We start from the raw sequence: 21,187 nt of genomic DNA, 5'->3' as shown, positions 1-21,187 counted from the left end.
CGCTGGACTAAACAAAGGCCCCCTTTTAGGGGGCTCACACAAAGCCACCTTCTTTAGAAGGTGGTAATTTACTTTTTCTACCTTTCTTCACCAATATGAAACTCAACGCGATTTCTTCCGGTTTCCTTTGCCTTGTAAAGTGCTAAGTCTGCGCGTTTAACTAATGGTTCAAATGAGTCGTCGAGACGACAGACTTGAGTTACCCCAATACTCGCGGTGAAGCTCATATCACAACCTGAATGTTGAACGGTCGTCGTTTCTAGTGCATTACGAATTGTTTCTAATGTGTCTAGAGCTTGCTGTGATGAGCGACTTCTTAATACGATGGCAAACTCTTCACCACCAACTCTGGCAAGTAAGTCACAATCAAGTAGATGACTTTTAATAGTATTAACTGCATGGATCAGTGATTTATCGCCTGCGTCATGACCAAATCGGTCATTGAGGCTTTTAAAATTGTCGAGATCTAAAATAGCAACATGGAAGTCAATGCCCTGGGTTCGGTATTCATTTAGGCGGCTTTCGATTTGTCGCATGAACTCTCTGCGGTTTGGAATACCTGTTAGATCATCCGTCGTGGCGAGGTGCTCCATTTTCATAATCTGTATATGAAGGGCAATGTTTAAAGCAATCCAATTAGCTATGCACTGAAGCTGTGCCGCTTGTTCGTTTGTGTAAATGTGCGTTTGATGATGCGCAACGTTAAGCGTTCCTAGGCAGACTTTACCGTGCATTAAAGGCGCGTCCATACACGTACCCATACCATTGGATGCGAGCATCACACAATCGATCTCATCAGATTGCGTAACATCGTCGCAGATCATCAGTTGTTGCTTTTTGAACACTCGGCCAACAAACGCTTGATGAATGGGCACTAAAAATTCAGCGGGAATCGCTTTACTACCAGAGAAAGAGTAGACCTTTAAATGATCATTGTTTTCATAAAGTGTGATACTCGCACGGTCAGAATTAAATATACGATTTATCCATTCTGCCACCGTATCAAGTACTTGCTGTAGTGTTTCCGATTGAGCTAAAAAGTGAACAAACCCTATCGGCATACATATCGGACTTTCCATGTTTTGCATCGATAAGTCATCAGGGTTAAAAGTTCTTTCAAGTCTCAATAGACATCTCCTTGGCAATGTTGCAAATACCAACAATAAATTACGTGAAGCTATTTTGTAGAAAATGTGCTTCTTGGTAAGAGTATGGTTCAATTATCGCCGTCTGTGTGCATTTGGTTGCTTAATGTGGGCGTTAACTCACCCTAAATAAGTAAATCTTATACCTATTTATAAGTAAGTCATTACTCAATAAGTGGTGTTTTTAAGATGGAAGTACAGAATGAGCCCTTCTGGAATAGAAGGGCTAGAAAAGGATACAAATAGGGTCAGGTGAGTGGTGACTTAATTGTCTTTGTACTTTTGTAAAATCAACTGACTTATCTGCGCAACGAGTTGGTCCCTAGCTTGAAGTGAGAGCTCGGTTTCTGTGACATAAATACTAATGTAAACAGGTCGATGATTTTCCTTCCATATAATCGCGTTAATGCCACGCGAACCATGACCTCCCGCACCAGAACGGTCTGCAATAGACCAACCTGTTGGTAATACAGAACGCATTAACGAGTCTGAAACTTTGTTGTCCTGCATCCAGATTTTTAATTGTACACGAGACTCATAAGACAACGTTTCGCCTTCGACCAAAGTTCGAAGAGTGTTTAGTATGGCGTTAGGTGTGGTTGTGTCGCGGCTGTCGCCTGGTGTGGCTTCGTTCAAGCGAGGTTCTATTCTGTCTAGGCGCGTTGCTTTATCTCCAATTGTTCGCAGAAACATTGTTACGGCCTTAGGGCCGCCAATTTCATTTAATACTAAGTTGGCTGCGGTATTATCACTCATTAACATAGCGGCTTCACACGCGTGCTCTATGCGTGTGTTTTGGCCTGCGAGCTTATCCATCACTGGAGACCATACAACAATACTGCGCTCATCGACTTTTGCGGTCGCATTTTTACTTAGCTTACCGCTGTCCATATCACTTAGCATTTTGGCACAAGCTAGGGTTTTGAATGTGCTCATGAGTGGGAAGCGTTCATCGCCACGGTAATCCCAACGCTCGTCTGCTTGGGTATCCCAAACTGACACCCCAATTCTGCTTGAGGTTTGTTGCTCGAGGAGAGAAATGTCCTCATTCAATTGGGACGCGTAACTTAGGGTTGAGCAAACCATTAGCCCAGCCAACAAAATTAACTTTTTCATGGATCGTGTTCTTCAATTTTAGTTTTAGTTCGCACGGTAGCGATGTCACGTAAACTATAACGAGCCAATACTCTAAACACTGTTAAATCTATGTCTATTTTATGTAGGATTCTTTGCAATACGCTTAAACGGTCTCAATATGGGGAGAAGAGTGTTGCTATCAAGGCCTGTAGTTTGGCTTATATATTACGTCGGTGATTCGGTCACAAAAATATCTTAGCGAGAGACACTGGCTCAGAATTTCTTATCATGAGCTAACGAATAGTTTGATCCAGAAATAAAAGGAGCTGAATCATCAGCTCCTTTGTCTATTTGGATAATTACTTACAGTTCAATCTTTTTAACCATGCCCGATTCTGCATGGCCCGGAATGTTGCACGCGAACTCAACGTTGTTGTCACCGTGGAAATGCCACAACAACTGCTTCGCTTTCCCCGGTTCTACCGTAACAGCGTTGCCTGAGTCATGCATGTGATCGCCGCTCATCGTCTTCATCATTTCGCGATGTTCTAGCTGCTCTTTGGCCGAACCGATTGTGAACTCGTGGTTGATCTTACCGGTGTTCATCACGACAAATTGCACCACATCGTTTGGTTCAATCTTTACGTCTTTCTTGAACTTGATGGTCATGTCATCACCCAAGATAACGTGTACCACCTTGTCTGGTTTTGCGCCTTTTGCTGGCATACCTACTGCCGACATGCCCGGCATATCCATCATGTTTGAATGGTCCATTTTACTGTGGTCCATCTTCATGCTGCCGTGGTCCATATTTTCATGCTTCATATTGCTATGATCCATGTTCGCGTGGTCCATGTTTGAATGATCCATTTGAGCAAACGCAGTCGTTGTTGTTAGGGCTAGAGCAAGAGTGATTAGTGTCTTTTTCATTTTTATATCCTTGTTTTAATTCATTAATAACTTGGTTGCTTCCCCTCAAAACGGCATGTTTGAGGGGAAGGTAGGGATTAAGCGTTGTTGTTTACATCACTAGCTTGTGTGCTAGCTTGGTGATTAGTCGCATTGCTTTGGCGCAACTCACGTTGTTTCCACAGCTTGAAGATGGCTGGAAGTACCAACAGCGTCAGCAGCAGTGCTGATGCCATACCACCAATCATTGGTGCGGCGATACGTTGCATTACTTCTGATCCTGTACCTTCGCCGTACATGATCGGAATAAGGCCAATAATGACTGTCAGTACCGTCATCATTACTGGGCGAACACGCAGGCCTGCACCTTCACGAATGGCATCAGTTAGGTCTTTCGCTTCAAGCTTCTGTTGGCTCTCTTCCGCATCCAGCTTTTTGTAGTGCCATGCTTGGTTGAGGTAGACGAGCATGATGACCCCAATTTCAACCGCGACACCTGCTAGGGCAATAAAGCCGACCCCAACGGCAATTGAGAAGTTGTAGTTGAGGATATGCATAAGCCACAAACCACCGACCATAGCGAGGGGTAGGGTAAGCATGATGATCATCACTTCACCGACGCGACGGAAGCTGAAGTAAAGCAGCAGCATAATGATGGCGGTGGTGATTGGTACCACGACACTCAAGCGGTCTTTCGCACGTTCCATGTATTCGTATTGACCAGACCAAGCCAGTGAGTAACCCGCAGGAAGTTCTAGTTGATCGGCCACGACTTGCTGTGCTTCCACGACGTAAGAGCCAAGGTCACGACCATCGATGTCGACAAATACCCAGCCGTTTGGACGTGCGTTTTCTGTCTTGATCATTGGAGGACCATCTTCGTAACGAATGTCCGCTACGTCAGCCAGCGCAATACGAGCGCCATTTGGTGTCACCAATGGTAGGTTTTGCAGTTTAACCACTGAATCTCGGTAGTCTTGTGGGTAACGAACGTTGATTGGGTAACGCTCCAAGCCTTCGATGGTTTCACCCACATTCATGCCACCCACCGCAGTGGAGATCACTTGCTGAACGTCTTTGATGCTTAAGCCATAACGCGCTGCGGCACGACGTTTAATGTCGATCGTGATATATCGACCACCTGCTACACGTTCTGCATAAACCGATGCTGTACCTTGTACGCCATTAAGAATTGGCTCCAACTGAGAGCCGATCTTCTCAATTACTTTCAGATCGGGTCCGGCGATTTTAATGCCGATAGGGGTTTTGATGCCCGTTGCCAGCATGTCGATACGCGTTTTGATCGGCATTACCCAAGCATTAGTAAGACCAGGGAACTGAACCAGTTTGTCGAACTCTTTGCGTAGTGACTCGGTTGTTACGCCTTCACGCCATTGGTAGCGTGGCTTCAACTGAATCACGGTTTCGATCATGGTGAGTGGTGCTGGATCGGTTGCGGTCTCAGCTCGGCCAATCTTGCCCCATACGGTTTTCACTTCTGGAACGGTTTTGATCAGCTTGTTGGTTTGTTGTAGAAGCTCACGCGCCTTACCAATCGAGATACCCGGATAGGTCGTTGGCATGTACATCAAGTCGCCCTCATCCAGCTGCGGGATGAACTCGCTACCCAGTTTACTGGTAGGGTAGTAAGCCGAAGCCATCAGACCTAATGCGATAACAATCATGGTCTTAGGGTATTTTAAGCTGGTGTTCAACAGCGGGCGGTACAATGCGACCAAGCCACGGTTAACCGGGTTTTTGTGCTCCGGTAACACCTTACCGCGAATGAAGTAGCCCATAAGAACAGGGACGAGTGTGATTGCCAAACCTGCTGCCGCTGCCATGGCGTAAGTCTTAGTGAACGCAAGCGGCGAGAACATCTTGCCTTCTTGGCCTTCTAAGGCGAACACCGGTACGAAGCTAAGAGTAATGATAAGCAACGAGAAGAACAGCGGTGCGCCAACCTCTTCTGCGGCTTTGCCAATTACTTGCCAGCGGTTCTTGTCGGTCAATGGCGTTCGTTCAATGTGCTTGTGAACGTTTTCAATCATTACGATTGCCCCATCCACCATGGCACCGATGGCAATTGCAATACCACCCAAGGACATGATGTTGGCGTTGATGCCTTGCCAATGCATTACGATAAACGCAGTGAGAATGCCAACCGGTAGGCTCAGAGCGATAACCAACGAAGAACGAATGTGGAATAAGAATAACGCGCACACAATCGCAACGACAATGAACTCTTCTGCAAGCTTCTTCCATAGGTTTTCTACCGCTGAATCGATAAGGGTAGAGCGATCGTAAGTTGCAACAATTTCCACGCCTTCTGGCAGGCTGCGTTGTAGGTCTGCGAGTTTGTCTTTGACTTTCGCAATCACTTCACTGGCGTTTTCACCAAAGCGCATCACGATAACGCCACCGACCGCTTCACCTTCGCCATTCAGCTCTGAGATACCACGGCGCATTTGTGGGCCAAGGTTAATGTCTGCTATGTCTCCTAATAGCAACGGCGTGCCTTTCTCGGTGACTTTTAGAGGCAGTGATTTGATGTCTTCAATGCTGGTTAGGTAACCCGTGGTACGAACCATGTGTTCGGCTTCCGCAACTTCGATAACGGACGCGCCGGTTTCTTGGTTACCGTTTTGGATTGCCATGTTCACTTGTTGCAAAGTGAGGTTGTACGCACGCAGTTTGGCAGGATCAATCTGCACTTGATACTGCTTCACCATACCGCCCACGGTAGCGACTTCAGAAACGCCATCAACGGTTTGCAATTCGTATTTCAAGAACCAGTCTTGCAGGCTGCGAAGATCCGCCAAATCATGCTTGCCGGTTTTGTCTTGTAATACGTAGCTGTAAACCCAGCCCACGCCCGTTGCATCAGGACCTAGGGTTGGTTTTGCGTTCGGTGGCAGCTTTGGTGTTACTTGGCTTAAGTACTCCAACACGCGCGAACGTGCCCAGTACATGTCGGTATCATCGTTGAAAATGATATAAACGTAAGAGTCACCAAAGAAGGAGTAACCACGAACTGTCTCAGCACCCGGCACGGCAAGCATGGCGGTGGTGAGTGGGTAAGTGACTTGATCCTCGACGACTTGAGGAGCCTGACCCGGATAGCTTGTCTTGATGATCACTTGCACATCAGAAAGATCCGGAATCGCATCAACAGGCGTATTCTTTACACTGTAAAGTCCACCTAATACAAGGGCTAAGGTCGCGACCAACACTAGGAATCGGTTGCTCAGTGACCAACGAATAATAGCATTGATCATAATTAACCCTCGACGGCTGTTGTTGCAGGAACTAGCTGTTTAAGAACGTAGTCAGATCCTTGTTTTTCAACTAGAAACCGAACTTTCTGTCCTTCTTCAAAACCCGATAAATCAACGTCTTCACCCACTGAGAAGTTCATCTCGCCTGCATCCCAGTTCCATTCTGCAACGGGTAGGTGGTTTAAGGTGATCATGCCAAAATCGGCCATCAACATAGTGATGTCACCAGTTAGCCAAACTTCTGCCGCAATGACGCTGTTGTCTGCCTTATAGTCGATAATTTGGTACTGACCGGACTCCGTCTTTTGCATTTCAAATTCGATAGCCTGACCTTTTTTCAAGTCACCCATTTCAACGCCATCTGCGAAAGTGAAGTTCATTACCATGCCCGGCCAATCCCATTCTGGTACAGGTTGGTGGTTGATGGTCAGCATGCGGTGATCTTTCATCACATCCGTGATCTCACCTTTGGCCCATGCCGTTTCTGCCGCTGCTTCTACACCATTGATGCGAGACAGATCTGCCGACTGGCTTGATTCAGAGTCGAGCATGAAGTGAGATGACGTAACGATCTTGTCGCCTTGTTTAAGTCCTTGTAATACTTCGATTTGTTCGCCAGCTTCACGGCCAACTTCAATTCGAGCAGAACGGTATTTGCCATCACCTTCCGCCAGAACAACGCGAGTCATACCGCCAGAGCGGATAACAGATGATTTGGGAATCGTTAATACTGCGTCGTCAGTGACAGGCTGCAAGGCAATATTGGCGAACATGTTTGGCTTCAATGCGCCATCTGGGTTAGGGAATTTAAGACGCACACGCAACGTACGTGTTTTCGGATCGAGGATTGGGTACACGTAATCGACAACACCTTGCCATTCATTGCCCGGAATCGCGTCAAGGGTCATCGTGGCTTGAGAGCCCCCTTTCATCCAGTGCGCTTGACGCTCAAAGACTTCCGCATCAACCCAAACATTGTCCAAAGGACCTGCACTGATCACCGCTTGAGCAGGGGACAAATAGCCACCTTCACGCACGTTTAAGCTCGCGATAACGCCATCAGCAGGTGCTTTGATTTCAATGGTTTGTGATGCTTTACCACTACGAGTAATGGATTTGATTTGAGCACGGTCAACCCCAAGCGTTACCAAGCGTTCGGTCGCGCCTTTTACAAGACCTTTGCGGCCAGTGCGGTACGCATTCAGCAATTCTTCTTGTGCTTTAACCAGTTCAGGAGAGTAGAGCGTGAAAAGCACATCGCCTTTCTTCACTTTCTCACCCACGGCATTGATGTAGAGTTTTTCTACCCAACCCGCCACACGAACGTTGGTTTGCCATAACAGACTTTCATCAAAGGCAATATAACCAACTGTTTCGATGCGTGGTGATAGCTGTTGTAGTGTCGCGTTTGCGGTTTTAACCCCGAGGTTGTTTTCCACTGAAGGGTCAATAGTCACTGTACCCGGTGCGTCTTGTTCACCGGATAGATCTTCTGCGTAAACCGGGATCAAATCCATGCCCATTGGGGACTTACCCGGCTTGTCGCGTTTGTAATTCGGATCCATTGGGGCAACCCAGTAAAGCGGATCATTAGAGCTTGCAGCAGATTCGCCACCCATCGCACTCATGTCGTGAGCCGAGCTCGTAAGAAAATGATTAGCACCAAACCCTAAAGCACCACCAACAATCAGCGCGATGGTTGCAATCTTTAATGTTTTCATTGTTTTACCTTATTTTCCCCTTCACATTTGACGCTACAGCGTTGTTGCCTGCTCTCGTTCACCCAAGTCACATAGAAGATCTATGCTCATGGGATTCTCTCGTTTGCCGCCTAGCTGTAGCCCCAACGGTCTTGGGGAATCACAAATTAATATGTCGAGATAGAGCTAGCTTCCGGTGAAGCCACTTGATAGTCGAAACCACCGAGTAGGGTGGCTAAATTGCTGTTTGCGATGTTGAGATCGGTCAGCAGACGTTGTTGCTCTAATTGCAGAGCCAACTCGTCAGTCGTGGCAGAAATTACATCGTTAAACTGAGCTGTGTTGTTTTGATAACCCCGCTCAACGGCTTGAATGCGCGCTTTCGCTTGAGGCAATAAGGTGGATTGATAACGTTCTAAGCGTTGGGTTAAGTTGCCGCGATCAACCAGCAAAGTGTTCACCTTGGCATTCATCTGCGTTAGTAAGGTGTCTTTTTGTGATTGTGCCGCGCCAACTTGGTATTGAGCGGCCGCGAGATTGCGATCTTGGCGGTCACCCGTAAACAACGGAATGTCCATGGTTAGGTAAGCGCTGACCAAATCGGAGGCGGGTTCACCCATCATGTTGTCGGCTTGGCGGTAGGCGTACATTACTTCGACGCCAAATTGTGGGTTGTAGGCTTGCTCAGCAATTTCCACCTGCGTTTTATTGGCAGAAATGCTGACGTCGGCCATCTTAACCATCGGGTGTTGGCTGAGTTGCTGATAATGCTTGGTGGAACCCTGACTGGCAGCAAGTTTGCTGTTCAGTGTGTCCCAGTTCAATTGATTGCTCGCGTGCAGAGCCTCTTCGTTTGCCAACCAGTCTGACCCCAACCATTCGGAGAGTTGAGAGATAAGACGACGTTGCATTTGTGCGTTGGCTTGCAGTTTCTCATCCAATTTACTGACTTGAAGTTGGGCGTTGAGCAGATCTTGCGCTTCACTCTTACCAATCGAATAGTTGGTTTGAATAAAGCTTTCCATCTCCTTCATCAACTTGCGATTCTCAAGCATGATTTGCTCAGCGCGTTGCTGGTAACCAAGCTCTAACCAAAGTTGAGTCATGCTGTTGGCTACCTCAAGCTCACGAGCATGAACTTGAAGCCCAAGGCCATCGGCTTGTTGATTGGCTTTCTTCTGTTGCAAATCAAGCGTAGAGCCACGCTCAAACTGTTGCATTAAACCAACGGAGATGTTGGTCATTGGGTCTTCATCGAATTTGAAGCTGTCGACAGGCAAGCCGCCAAAACCCACTTTCAGTTTTGGGTCCATCAAGGTCGCGCTCGCGACGCCCGTTTCACGCATGGCAGCAGATTGCGCAGAGTATTGCTTACGATTGCCATCGTTACTCAAAGCGACGTTGATCAGTTGGGCAAGCTTGGTCGTTGAAGCTCGCTCACTTGATGCGGAATTTTGCGCTGCGTGCGTCTCTTTACCTGCGGCGTTAACCAAGGTTGGTGCAGCGACCAGAGCCACCATAAAAATAGGTGCAGCTAAGCGGTATGGTTTGATATCCATAATCTAAATCCAGTGTTCGCCGGATCGATGGAGGTGCGGATTTTATTGCGGGAACAGTAAAGCCTTGTTACCTCATCGTTCAGGCGCATTAAAACAACCTGCGATACACGCGCAGGGTCGAATGCTAGGACGGATTTAGGCTATAGGAGGTCGGTACAGGTCGCGGCTGACGTGTACGACTGGGGAAGCAACTTCAGGAGTAATGGTTGCGCGATAGACGACGGGCATTGGGCTATTGATAGGATTCGGTAGGGGGACGAAAACTATCGTACACGCGGCAGTGCAGCAGGTATGAACCATGCCGGAGCCTCCACCACAGTTCATGCTGGTTTCTCTTGCATCGCCATCTTCGGACATAGAAGCGTCAGTCATGGATACGTCCATCATGCCAGGCATACCGCAGTGTTCGCTGTCACTCATCATAGAAGGATGGTGAGCCATGGCAGTAGACATCATTTGAATATTCATCAACGGCTCACTGTTCGCCACACTAGATACCAATAGCACTAGCGTCGTGAAGAGAGTTAACCAGATTGTATGCAGCGATTTTAAGTGCATACCCTTTCCCATGTGTTTGATGAAAATGATGAAAACCCTTCGATTCTAAAGGTTAACCTAAGGGTAAGGTCAATCATTTATTACTCTTATTATCAAAATAGTCCAACCCTTCAGTTTTCGCACTTTCGAGGGAGTAAAACGTTTGTTAAACACCGAGTGTTGAAAGTTAGCGAAAGAAGCCCTCGCTTTTTATGACACGTGAAAAATGTGGTTTATAAGTTTTACATCACACTAACTTGTCTTACAAATGATTATCCTTATAGAATGCATGGTTTTACTTGTGCAGATTTGGATTTGCTTTGCTGCGGGGGTTGCATGATAGAAATTGTCATCGATGGAAAATATAGAATTGTAGAAGAGGGTCTAACCCTTTTAGAAGCAGCAAAAGTGTGTGGGGTCGAGATCCCATCGCTGTGCGGAATGAACAAAAGTAATGAAAAAGTACCGTGTGACTTGTGTGTAGTTGAAGTCGAAAGTGGCGGTACTAAGCGTGCGTGTGAACTCGAAGTTTACCGCGGCCTTAATGTGGTCACGCAATCAGAACAATTAAGCGAGCACCGCAGAAAAGCACTTAACCGCATCATGACGGACCATTACGCCGATTGTGAAGCGCCATGTAAAACCGCGTGTCCTGCGGGCGTGGATATCCAATCGTACCTTTATCACATCGCACAGAACGATCATCAAAAAGCGATTGAAGTGATTAAGCGTACGCTTCCTATGCCGTTATCGATTGGCCGTGTGTGCCCGGCATTTTGTGAGAGTGAATGTCGCCGCTCGTTAGTCGATGAGCCTATCGCTATTCGTCAGCTAAAACGTCATGCCGCGGATGCGGATTTGTCTGCGCATGAAGCCTATGTACCAGAAAAGAAACCAAGCAAAGGTTTGAACATTGCCGTCGTCGGCAGTGGTCCTGGTGGTCTCACGGCTGGCTACTATCTATCGAACGAAGGCTACGATGTTACGGTCTTTGAATCCATGCCAAAAGCGGGTGGTTGGTTGCGTTATGGCATTCCTGAATACCGTTTGCCAAAAGACATTCTCGATAAAGAAATCGAACTGATGTGCCGCAATGGCATGCAAGTTCACACCAATCAAAAGCTGGGTGTGGATTTCACGCTTTCTCAATTGAGTGAAGAATACGACGCGGTGTGTTTGGCTGTCGGTGCGTCTCAAGCGGTTGAAATGCACTACACAGGCAGTGACCTTGAAGGTTGCTACTTAGGCGTTGATTACCTCAAAGATTACGTTACCGAGCAAAACTACGTCACGGGTCAGAAAGTCGCGGTGATCGGTGGTGGTAACACGGCAATTGACTGTGCTCGTACTGCGCGTCGTGCTGGTGCAGACACCACGTTGATTTATCGTCGTACTCGTGACGAAATGCCGGCAGAAGACTACGAGATTGTCGAAGCGGAACACGAAGGGGTGAAATTCCACTTCTTGACCAACCCTGCAGAAAACCTTGCCGATGAAACCGGACGCGTGAATGCGATTCGTCTAGAGCGCATGGCGTTGGGTGAACCGGATGCATCTGGTCGTCGAAGCCCTAAACCAACTGGCGAGTTCTTCACCGAAGAGTTCGACACCGTGATTGCGGCAGTATCGCAAAAGCCAGATCTGAGCTTCCTCGAAGGCGAAGATTTGTCGATTCCGCTTACGCGCTGGAATACTTCTGATGCCGATGAAAAGACCATGCACACCGGCACGGGCAACATCTTCAGTATTGGTGATTTCCGCCGTGGTCCTGCAACGGCAGTTGAAGCGGTGGGTGATGGTCGCGTTGCGGCAAAAGCCATTGACCTGTTTTTGAATGGCGATATGGCCGATATGCCAAAGGCAGCGTTCAACTCGCGCAAAGAGAAGAAACTCTCTCAAGTTGATCCGCTTCACTTCGAGAACATCCAAAAAGTCGCTCGCTCTATCATGCCTGAACTGACTCCAGCACAACGCGAGCAAAGCTTCGCTGAAGTGGAGTTAGGCTTTGATAACGAAGAAGCGATGAAGGAAGCTGCGCGCTGTCTAGAATGTGGTTGTCAGGCAAATACCGATTGTGCGCTGCGTGATTACTCCACCGAATATGAAGCTGAGCAAAGCTTTGACTTCTCCTTGCAGATTAAATCGCATCAAGATTGGTTAGATCTTCGTGCGAAAGACTTGCGTCATAAGTACGAAGTTGACCGCAGCTCTGAGTTTATTGAGTTTGATGCCAACCGCTGTATTAGTTGTGGTCAGTGCATCCAAGCGTGTCGCGACAAAGCCGTGCACGGTGTACTGAACTTTGTGTGCGACAAACAAGGTCGCCCCGCGTTACGTCCAGACGATCGTCCACACTTTGGAAGTAACAAGAATGGTTTAACCCTAATGGGTGATTCGAACTGCGTGCAATGTGGCGCGTGTGTTCAAGTGTGTCCAACGGGCGCGATGGTCGATAGTCGTGACCGTTCGCAAGGTCGTACTGAAGATCTGAAAGCGGTCGACACCATCTGTACGTACTGTGGTGTGGGTTGTAAGTTGACCATGTTCGTGGACGAAGCAACCAATACGATTCGTTACGTGAAGGGTGGTGACTCGCCAGTGAACCAAGGCATGCTGTGTGTGAAAGGGCGCTTTGGTTTTGATTTCATCGGCAGTGAAGAGCGTCTTACCACGCCTTTGATTCGTAAAGACGGTTGGTTGCAGCCTGCGAGTTGGGAAGAGGCGATTCAACTGATTGCAAGCAAGTTCTCTGGCATCAAGCAAGATTTTGGCAGCAACGCATTGGCGGGTTTCTCTTCAGCGAAAACCACTAACGAAGACAACTACGCGTTCCAAAAATTTGTCCGTCGTGAACTGGGCACTAACAACGTCGACCACTGTGCGCGTTTGTGTCACGCATCGAGTGTAACCGGTCTTGAGGCGTCACTGGGTAGTGGTGCAATGACCAACGACATTCCAAGCATTAAACACTCGGATGTGATCTTTATTATTGGTTCGGATACCACATCGGCGCACCCGATTATCGCTTCACATATCAAACAAGCAATTCGTCACCACGGTGCTCGTTTGATTGTGGCTGACCCGAAACGTGTTGATATGGCAGAGCATGCTGAGCTGTATATGGCGCACCGTCCGGGTACGGATGTGATGCTCCTAAATGGCGTTATGCAGCAGATCATCAAGAACGGTTGGTACGATCAAGAGTTCATCGAAGAACGTGTCGACGGCTTTGATACCTTACTGCAAGAAGTAATGTCGCCAGCTTACAACCTCGATAAAGTGGAATTGGTTACGGGTGTTAAAGCCGAAGACATTCAAGCAATGGCGCGTATGATTGGCACGGCAGATCGTACCGCTGTGTACTACTCGATGGGGATTACTCAGCACACGACAGGTCATGACAACGTGCGTTCTATCGCTAACCTGCAATTGCTGTGTGGCAACATCGGCATTGAAGGTGGTGGTATTAACCCGCTGCGTGGTCAATCAAACGTGCAAGGCGCGTGTGATATGGGCGCTTTGCCAAACAGCTTCCCGGGCTATCAAAAGGTATACAACCCAATTGTGCGTCAGAAGTTTGCGATTGAATGGAACGCACCAAATCTGCCTTCTGAGCAAGGTCTAACCCTGACAGAAATCATTGACGCGGCTTGCCATCGTGACGTTCGTGGTATGTACATCATGGGTGAGAACCCAGTATTGAGTGACCCGAACCAAGCGCATGTGATTGAAGGTTTAGAAGCACTCGACTTCTTGGTTGTTCAAGACATCTTCCTAACGGAAACCGCGCAATACGCGGATGTGGTTCTGCCTTCTTGCTCATTTGCAGAGAAAGCGGGTCACTTCACCAATACGGAGCGTCGTGTTCAGCGTGTGAACCCAGTCGTAACGGCACCGGGTGAAGCGAAAGAAGATTGGTGGATTATTCAAGAAATCGCCAATGCCATGGGCAGTGATTGGGATTACCACTGCGTGTCTGATATCACTAATGAAATCGCACGCGTGACGCCTCAATACGCTGGTCTTCGTTGGGATGCCATTACGCCAAACGGAGTGCAATGGCCGAGCAACAAGAACAACCCAGCAGGTACTCGCATCATGCACCAAACCCAGTTTACTCGTGGTAAAGGGCAAATGGTGGGTGTACCGTTCCGTTATGCGGCTGAGCTGCCAGATGAAGAGTACCCACTTGTGTTAACGACGGGTCGCGTACTTGAGCAGTTCCACACTGGCACCATGACGCGTAAGACCAAAGGGTTGGATAACCTTGCTGGCCCTCGCGCGATGGTGAGCGTGGAAGACGCAGAAGCGCTAGGCATCAGTAATGGTCAGCGTCTGACGGTGTCTACACGTCGTGGCAGCATTGAGATTGATGCCTTTGTGACTAAGCGGATTCAAAAAGGTGTGGTGTTCATTCCTTTCCACTTTGTTGAATCGCCAGTCAACCGCCTAACGACAACGGCAACTGACCCGCATGCGAAGATCCCTGAGTTCAAGGTCGCTGCGGTTAAAGTGGAAGTGAGCGAGAAAACAACGCAGACAGAGTCTCTCGAAGATAGTTACCAACACGTTTAAATTCGGTGAGTCGCGTTGTTGTGGTCACTGACAATTTGAGCCTAGTTGATGGGCGGATAATCTAATCTTGATTTCCGCTCTCACTACATTCACTCGGATTGTCTTTTTCTTCAAACTCCTTTTACTTTTCTGTTATCACCGCGCTCCGGTTAGTTTTCCCTTCTTACTTCTTACTTCTTACTTCTTACTTCTTACTTCTTACTTCTTACTGTCTCTATGGCGTATTTTTGTTCAAGCCCATGATGAGAGTGCAATAAAGTTTGTTGTTGAGCTTGTCATAGAATTGACTGTCTCTGACTGTCCTCTGTTATTTGGGCAAGTTCTATAACCTAAACTTTGCTCGCTTCCTATACTGAATTAGCGAAGCAAGATTTTTATAACAACAAGAGGAAGCTTGTATGACAAGAACAACCTCATTTGCACTCGTTTTATTACTTATGTGCGCATACTTTGGTTACAACCGTTATTATGTATACCCCCAGCAGTTGGAAACACAGGCGAAGTCCATGCTAATACAAATGGCAAATCGCGAAGAGTGGGTAGATGTGTTTGAGATGATGAATCGCGTAGACGCGCATAAGGGCCATTTGGAACTTGTTGCTGACGTGACATCCTCTGATGGTCAGCGTGCGTACAGTGAAGGTATTATCACGTACACGGATCGCGAAGGCGTTGTCTGTAAACAGGTAGTGTTCAACTTTAAAATAAACTCTTTGAAAAACTACAATATTTCCGATTTACGAGATTGTTCCTACGGCGAGTACTATTAATATTGTCGGAGAGTTGAGTTCGATAGCACAGTGTATGAATACAGAAACAAAAAATAGCCCTTCGTTGGGGCTATTTTTGTTTTTAAGGAATGAACGCAATATCGTGGAATTAGTCGAGTGATTTTTTGAAGCGAAATGAAGCGACAATAAGGCCGATAACGGTGAATCCAAGTAACCAAACTGTATCTCGCCATAGCTCCATTAGGTCTGCACCACGCAGCACCACACCACGAATAATTCGCATAAAGTGGGTGGCAGGCAGCGCTTCGGATATCCATTGTGCCGCGATGGGCATTCCTTCATAAGGGAACATAAATCCGGACAGAAGAATCGATGGCAAAAGAATAAACACCGTCATCTGCATTGCTTGAAGCTGCGTCGTCGCAATGGTGGATATCACCAAACCTAAGGTTAAACTCGCGGCGATAAACAACAGCGTGCCAAACAGTATCTGACTAATGGCGCCGTTTATCGGCACGCCAAATATCCAGTGTCCCAAGCCTAAAATGATAAACACCTGAATCAGACCAACAAAGATGTATGGAATGATCTTCGCTACCATGAGTTCGATGGAGTGGATTGGCGTAGTAATCAGTAACTCTAAATTACCGCGTTCCCGTTCTCGAACAATGGCTGCACTGGTGAACAAGATCATCGTCATGGTCAGAATCACGCCCAATAAACCAGGGACAATGTTCACCGCCGAGCGCCGACTCGGGTTGTAATACAGCGCAACTTCAAAGGTTTTGGTTGGAGCAGGGCGTATCTCAAAATCAAAATCCGTTAACGGCATGGTTTGTAGCGAGAGAATCGCAGAGCTGATCATGGTGTCTGAACCATCCACAATCCACTGGCCAAGCTCTCGCCCTTGCACCATACGTTGGGTTAGGTCGCTAGGTAGAATTAAAGCGGCTCGCACTAAACCGTCTTGAATGGCTTGCTCGGCTTCTGAAGCGGTAGCAAAAGTTTCTACCACATCGACCACTTGCGTGACTTTGACGGACTCGGTGATCACACGCCCAGCAGTACTGCCACTTTGATCGACGACGCCAACGGGAATATTGCGAATATCGGTATTAATGGCAAAGCCGAACAGCAAAAGCTGAATCAACGGGATCATCACGACCATGCCAAAGGTAATGCGGTCACGTGAAAGCTGACGGATCTCTTTGATCATTACCGCTTTCATACGGGCAATAGATTTCATCATTGGCGACCTTCTCCCGTAACACTGACAAACACATCTTCCAAGCTAGGACGAGCAATGTTCATCTCGCAGCCATCAAGCTCAGGAAAGGTCTGGGTTAACCATTCGATCGGTTCTTCGATGTGCTGGTGGATTAAAATGCGTAAACGAATGCCGAGCTGTGCGGCCGAGCGCACCTCTTCACGCTGAGTGACTTTCTCTTTTAGCTCGCGTAAATTATCCGCTTTGACTTCGACGATGTTAACGCCCATTTGCGCCATGAGTTCTTCTGGCTCACCATCGGCGCGGATTTCGCCCGCTTCCATAATCGCCAGACGATGACAGCGTTCGGCTTCGTCCATGTAGTGCGTAGTGACCAAAATCGTCGTGCCTTGGTCAGAGAGATCAAACAACTGCTCCCAGAAATCGCGTCGGTTCTCTGGGTCAACCGCAGACGTGGGTTCATCGAGGAACAACAGTTCTGGTTTATGCATAGTGGCTGCGGCGAGAGACAAGCGCTGCTTCTGACCGCCACTCATTCCGCCGACGCGCTGTTTACGTAGTTGGTCGAGACCGTAGGTGGATAGTTGTTCTTCGATGCGAGCTTTCAGAGCCTTGGTTTCCATACCAAAGATTTGTCCAATAAACTCAAGATTCTCTTGAACCGTCAGATCATCATAAAGCGAGAACTTTTGCGTCATGTAGCCAATCTTGAGGCGCAGAAGCTCAGATTGTTTTGGGATCTCTAGCCCGAGTACATCGACATTGCCTTCGCTTGGGCTAAGTAAGCCAGTTAACACACGAATAGTTGTCGATTTGCCACAGCCGTTAGGACCAAGAAAACCATAAATACTGCCTTTGGGCACATTAAGCGTGATGTTGTTGATGGCGGTGAAGTCACCAAACTTCTTCACCACATTTTCAGCTTGAATCGCGTATTCGGTCATTGGCTTACTCCACCAAATCCACTTGTGCTGGAATGCCCGAAGGCAAGGATTGTGCGGAGTCTTGTAGGTCGACTTCTGCAAGGTACATCAAACGCGAGCGTTCTTCTTCGGTAAGCGCGAAATAAGGCGTAAATGAAGGCTCAGTCGCAACCCAACGAACGGTGCCGCTATAAGGTTGCTCAACGCCATCTACATGCACGTTAACCGTTTTACCCGGCACAAAATCGACTCGGTAGTTGGCAGGAACATAAACGCGAGCGTATGGGACGCGGCTGGCTTGTATTACAGCAACCACACCATTCACAGGAACGCGTTCACCAAGGTTAAACGGTAGGTTATCTAACAAGCCATCTCGCGTGGCCGTGATGGTGAGTTCTGCCAGTTTCTGTTCTTGCAGTGCCACATCGGATTTTGCTGCCATGAGTGCGGCTTTCGCTTGTTCAATATCTTCAGGACGAGAGCCAGCGGTCAGTTTGCTGAACTCTTCTTGTGAGGAGTCTAGCTCTGCACGGGCGGAATCTCTGGCTGCTAAAGCGCTGTCTTTTTCTGATTGGCTGATGAGTTTCTTGCGAACTAACTCCGCTTTACGTTGGTAGTTCTTTTGCGCTTCAACCAATTGAGCTTCCGCTCTGGCAACGCGTGCTTGCGCTGCGGCAATGTCTTCTGGTCGCTCACCATTGGTCAATTTCAAAAGATAAGCGTCAGCCTTGGCTTGTTCAGCTACGGCGTGAGCTAAAACGGCTTCTTGGTTCTTTGTATCGAGCTGAACCAGCACTTCTCCTTCGGTGACTTGGCTACCTTCCTTGATGGGTAGGGCACGAATTATCTCGCTAGATGTTGCAGTGAAGGTTACACGGTCACGTTCTAGTGTGCCAAGGGCTTGCTGTCCGTCATCTTTGGAACAGGCAGTTAAAAGAGTCAGGGCTAGGGTGCCAAGAATGATTCGCTTCATCATGCGACGCTTCCTCTAAGAAGGTGAGCTCGAATTCGTATCAAGCTATAGAAGAGTATGGGACTGCATTCAGTGTAACGTGAGTCAGTTTTGTCCGGCTAGGAAGTTAATTCCTTCAATATTCATCAATTGATTAATTATTGAAGCTGGCTTTATCCTGCGGAAGCCGTGCTTTACTTGGCTCTTTTAAGTTGATTACATGAATATCATTTAAACAAAAACCTTGCCTTTCATGTAGAGCACGCCGTCGCCAGATACTCTTACTTGTTCGCCAGTAACTTCACAGTGCAAAATGCCTCCGCGCTGAGAAGCTTGGTAAGCGACCAGTGATGTTTTGCCTAACGCTTCTGCCCAGAACGGTGCTAACCCAGCGTGAATCGAGCCAGTTACGGGGTCTTCGTCACCACCATTTGCAGGCCAAAAGTAACGCGATACAAAGTCTTGTTGATCACCTTTCGCGGTAACGACCACATCGTAAGGAGCGAGTGTCTTGAGGTGCTCTGAGCGGTATTGAACCTCAAGTACCTCCTGCTGGTTGCCGACCACCACGAAATACGCTTGAGGGCTAAGCAGTACGCGTTCCACATCGCAACTTAGGCCATCAATCAATGCCGAGGGAATATCAGAAACGGCTTTTGGAGGATGAGCAGGGAACGTCATCTCGATCTTACCTTGCGCATTCTTCTCTACGGTGAGGGTCCCTACTTCTAGAGTATGAAATTCAATCGTGCCATTAATGCCAAACTCATCAAACAGAACTAACGAAGAGGCCAGTGTTGCGTGTCCACAGAAATCGATTTCAGTAATCGGAGAGAACCAACGAATCTCATATTGGTTTGCGCCAATGGACTTTAGGAAAGCCGTCTCTGATAAGTTGTTTTCTGTCGCGATATTTTGCATCAATTCTGGGGCTAGCCATTCCTCTAACGGTATCACCGCTGCTGAGTTGCCTTTGAATTACGTATCGGTGAAGGCGTCCACCACGTAGATATCCAATTCCATTTTCCTTCCTTATTCCGTGAGCGATTAATTAGCATAAACCAAGTGCAATTAAGAGAGTAAGAAATTTGTGTTAGAATCTTAAAGTGTCAAAATTATAGATTATTTTGTGTTTTTTGATACTTACTGACAAGGATTCGGACTGCTGGGTATTTAGACTAGTGTTGAATTCATTGAAAGGAAGAAAAACATGAAAGCGATCTACAAGTCAGTTTTGGTATTGAGTGTTTTTGCGGTCGGTTCTGCCCATGCATTTGAACTCGTGAGTAGAGATATTCAAGAAGGCCACCCGATGGCGAAGACATTTGAATACTCTGGTTGGGGATGTGATGGCGGGAATCAATCACCACAATTGATGTGGAAAGAAGCTCCAAAGGGCACAAAAAGTTTTGCGATCACCGTGTATGACCCCGATGCACCAACAGGCAGTGGTTTTTGGCATTGGATAGCGTTTAATATTCCATCCACCGTTAGCGAGCTGCCTCGAGGCATTGATATGAACAAGTTAGGAGGCAAAGAATCTCGTATTGACTACGGCACAACGGGGTTCGGCGGCGCGTGTCCTCCAAAGAATGATGGGATGCATCGTTACCAGTTTACGGTGTGGGCATTGCTAACTGAAGAACTGAATTTGGATGAAAACACGCCACCAGCCATTGTAGGGTTTACTTTGAATAGTGTTGCTTTGGGTAAAGCGACATTAACCACGACTTACACGCGATAATTGAATATAAGGGGAGAGAATGGGTCACCAATATCAGGTTACGCTGTTTCGTGCGGAGCAGCAGCAGAAGCTTCGTAATGTCAGGATTCACTCCCCAAGCATTATTCAGATTGTTAAGGGGAGTAAACATCTTTTCTGGAAAGACGAAGTACTCGACATCCATCATCCAAATATCATGCTTTGTGAAGCAAATGCATCCCTAAATTTTGAAAATCTTCCTCTACAAGGGCGATTTCTTTCTCGAATGTTCAGTTTTCACTGTGTGCCTAGCGATGAAATGTTGGAGCTAAGCATGAGCAACGCATTAGGAAACTATGTACCCGTTGTTGAGACAGATAAAGCATTGCAAGCGACGTTAAATGCTTTGTTTTCGTTTGAGCGGGAAAGCTTAAGTGAAGCGACACAACGCTATTGGATTATGGGCCTATATCAGCAGCTAGCTGAGAGAGGGTTATTGCATCGGTTGTTCTCGAGTTCACATATCTCTTTTAGTCAGAAACTTAGTCGTTACTTATCGCGCTCTCCAGGGGAGGAGCATCCATTAGACATGGTCGCGGGGCATTTTGCTATGAGCCGAGCAACATTGATACGCAAATTGAAACAAGAAGGTACCCAGTATCGTGAAGTATTGGCAGAAGTGCGCTTAAATCACGCACTTTACCTGATGCAAAATGGCTCGTATAACGTTGCTATGCTCGCACAGTTGTGTGGTTATCAGTCAGAGGGGCGTTTTAGCCAACGCTTTAAAAGTAAGTTCGGCCTAACGCCCAGCGAGTATATTAAAACGGTAGTGAGTTAATGTTTTACCGCTTTCGTATTTTTTGTGCTT

The 21,187-nt window shown here is 47.4% G+C and carries 14 protein-coding genes and 1 pseudogene; 4 read left to right on the top strand and 11 right to left on the bottom strand.

Features of this window, described 5'->3' with window-relative positions:
- Positions 1–77 precede the first annotated feature (77 nt).
- From R7P36_RS12615 to R7P36_RS12585, 7 genes are all read right to left on the bottom strand, one after another.
- On the bottom strand, positions 78–1,127 hold the full coding sequence (locus tag R7P36_RS12615; protein WP_053303796.1) for a sensor domain-containing diguanylate cyclase: 1,050 nt from the start codon (positions 1,125–1,127) through the stop codon (positions 78–80).
- 282 nt (positions 1,128–1,409) lie between these two features.
- Positions 1,410–2,261: a CARB family carbenicillin-hydrolyzing class A beta-lactamase gene (gene blaCARB / locus R7P36_RS12610; protein ID WP_213900029.1), complete on the bottom strand. Its 852-nt coding sequence runs from the start codon at positions 2,259–2,261 to the stop codon at positions 1,410–1,412.
- Positions 2,262–2,585: 324 nt separating this feature from the next.
- Positions 2,586–3,152, bottom strand: coding sequence for a copper-resistant cuproprotein CopI (gene copI / locus R7P36_RS12605; protein WP_213871217.1), 567 nt, complete (start codon positions 3,150–3,152; stop codon positions 2,586–2,588).
- A gap of 77 nt (positions 3,153–3,229) precedes the next feature.
- Positions 3,230–6,409: an efflux RND transporter permease subunit gene (locus tag R7P36_RS12600; RefSeq protein WP_213900030.1), complete on the bottom strand. Its 3,180-nt coding sequence runs from the start codon at positions 6,407–6,409 to the stop codon at positions 3,230–3,232.
- A 2-nt stretch (positions 6,410–6,411) separates the two neighbouring features.
- Positions 6,412–8,130, bottom strand: coding sequence for an efflux RND transporter periplasmic adaptor subunit (locus R7P36_RS12595; protein WP_213900031.1), 1,719 nt, complete (start codon positions 8,128–8,130; stop codon positions 6,412–6,414).
- A 146-nt stretch (positions 8,131–8,276) separates the two neighbouring features.
- Complete coding sequence (locus R7P36_RS12590; RefSeq protein ID WP_213900032.1) at positions 8,277–9,668, bottom strand: TolC family protein; 1,392 nt, start codon at positions 9,666–9,668, stop codon at positions 8,277–8,279.
- Between the two features lie 135 nt (positions 9,669–9,803).
- Positions 9,804–10,226: a hypothetical protein gene (locus tag R7P36_RS12585; RefSeq protein WP_213900033.1), complete on the bottom strand. Its 423-nt coding sequence runs from the start codon at positions 10,224–10,226 to the stop codon at positions 9,804–9,806.
- 315 nt (positions 10,227–10,541) lie between these two features.
- On the opposite strand from R7P36_RS12585, the gene fdhF reads away from it, so the two are divergent.
- Both fdhF and R7P36_RS12575 read left to right on the top strand, forming a co-directional pair.
- Positions 10,542–14,780: a formate dehydrogenase subunit alpha gene (gene fdhF, locus R7P36_RS12580; protein WP_213900034.1), complete on the top strand. Its 4,239-nt coding sequence runs from the start codon at positions 10,542–10,544 to the stop codon at positions 14,778–14,780.
- Between the two features lie 398 nt (positions 14,781–15,178).
- On the top strand, positions 15,179–15,550 hold the full coding sequence (locus R7P36_RS12575; protein ID WP_005375433.1) for a hypothetical protein: 372 nt from the start codon (positions 15,179–15,181) through the stop codon (positions 15,548–15,550).
- A 109-nt stretch (positions 15,551–15,659) separates the two neighbouring features.
- Here the strand turns inward: R7P36_RS12575 and R7P36_RS12570 are convergent, their stop codons facing one another.
- The 4 genes and pseudogenes from R7P36_RS12570 to R7P36_RS12555 all read right to left on the bottom strand — a co-directional run bounded on the left by R7P36_RS12570 (position 15,660) and on the right by R7P36_RS12555 (position 19,637).
- Entirely contained in the window at positions 15,660–16,757 is a 1,098-nt protein-coding gene (locus R7P36_RS12570; RefSeq protein ID WP_031778897.1) for an ABC transporter permease, read from the bottom strand.
- A complete protein-coding gene (locus R7P36_RS12565) occupies positions 16,757–17,683 on the bottom strand; it encodes an ABC transporter ATP-binding protein (protein ID WP_213900035.1) in 927 nt (308 codons plus the stop codon). Before R7P36_RS12565 ends, R7P36_RS12570 begins: the two co-directional genes overlap by 1 nt.
- A gap of 4 nt (positions 17,684–17,687) precedes the next feature.
- The gene (locus R7P36_RS12560) at positions 17,688–18,638 is read right to left on the bottom strand and encodes an HlyD family secretion protein (protein WP_395234540.1); all 951 of its coding nucleotides are present in this window, start codon (positions 18,636–18,638) and stop codon (positions 17,688–17,690) included.
- A gap of 207 nt (positions 18,639–18,845) precedes the next feature.
- Positions 18,846–19,637, bottom strand: a pseudogene (locus R7P36_RS12555) (PhzF family phenazine biosynthesis protein).
- 187 nt (positions 19,638–19,824) lie between these two features.
- On the opposite strand from R7P36_RS12555, the gene R7P36_RS12550 reads away from it, so the two are divergent.
- Together R7P36_RS12550 and R7P36_RS12545 are read left to right on the top strand one after the other, a co-directional pair.
- Complete coding sequence (locus R7P36_RS12550; protein ID WP_318122172.1) at positions 19,825–20,358, top strand: YbhB/YbcL family Raf kinase inhibitor-like protein; 534 nt, start codon at positions 19,825–19,827, stop codon at positions 20,356–20,358.
- A gap of 19 nt (positions 20,359–20,377) precedes the next feature.
- The gene (locus tag R7P36_RS12545) at positions 20,378–21,157 is read left to right on the top strand and encodes an AraC family transcriptional regulator (protein WP_047101663.1); all 780 of its coding nucleotides are present in this window, start codon (positions 20,378–20,380) and stop codon (positions 21,155–21,157) included.
- The last annotated feature ends 30 nt before the right edge of the window (positions 21,158–21,187 follow it).

Source organism: Vibrio sp. 397 (genome assembly GCF_033339395.1).
GTDB lineage: Bacteria > Pseudomonadota > Gammaproteobacteria > Enterobacterales > Vibrionaceae > Vibrio > Vibrio alginolyticus.
Note: the sequence above shows the minus strand (reverse complement) of the source record. Positions and strands in the feature narration are given on the sequence as shown.

Excerpts from the sequence above, each read along its gene's own strand:
- blaCARB (WP_213900029.1), bottom strand. The coding sequence starts at position 2,261 with ATGAAAAAGTTAATTTTGTTGGCTGGGCTAATGGTTTGCTCAACCCTA.
- copI (WP_213871217.1), bottom strand. The coding sequence starts at position 3,152 with ATGAAAAAGACACTAATCACTCTTGCTCTAGCCCTAACAACAACGACT.
- R7P36_RS12600 (WP_213900030.1), bottom strand. The coding sequence starts at position 6,409 with ATGATCAATGCTATTATTCGTTGGTCACTGAGCAACCGATTCCTAGTG.
- R7P36_RS12595 (WP_213900031.1), bottom strand. The coding sequence starts at position 8,130 with ATGAAAACATTAAAGATTGCAACCATCGCGCTGATTGTTGGTGGTGCT.
- R7P36_RS12590 (WP_213900032.1), bottom strand. The coding sequence starts at position 9,668 with ATGGATATCAAACCATACCGCTTAGCTGCACCTATTTTTATGGTGGCT.
- R7P36_RS12585 (WP_213900033.1), bottom strand. The coding sequence starts at position 10,226 with ATGCACTTAAAATCGCTGCATACAATCTGGTTAACTCTCTTCACGACG.
- fdhF (WP_213900034.1), top strand. The coding sequence starts at position 10,542 with ATGATAGAAATTGTCATCGATGGAAAATATAGAATTGTAGAAGAGGGT.
- R7P36_RS12575 (WP_005375433.1), top strand. The coding sequence starts at position 15,179 with ATGACAAGAACAACCTCATTTGCACTCGTTTTATTACTTATGTGCGCA.
- R7P36_RS12570 (WP_031778897.1), bottom strand. The coding sequence starts at position 16,757 with ATGAAATCTATTGCCCGTATGAAAGCGGTAATGATCAAAGAGATCCGT.
- R7P36_RS12565 (WP_213900035.1), bottom strand. The coding sequence starts at position 17,683 with ATGACCGAATACGCGATTCAAGCTGAAAATGTGGTGAAGAAGTTTGGT.
- R7P36_RS12560 (WP_395234540.1), bottom strand. The coding sequence starts at position 18,638 with ATGATGAAGCGAATCATTCTTGGCACCCTAGCCCTGACTCTTTTAACT.
- R7P36_RS12550 (WP_318122172.1), top strand. The coding sequence starts at position 19,825 with ATGAAAGCGATCTACAAGTCAGTTTTGGTATTGAGTGTTTTTGCGGTC.
- R7P36_RS12545 (WP_047101663.1), top strand. The coding sequence starts at position 20,378 with ATGGGTCACCAATATCAGGTTACGCTGTTTCGTGCGGAGCAGCAGCAG.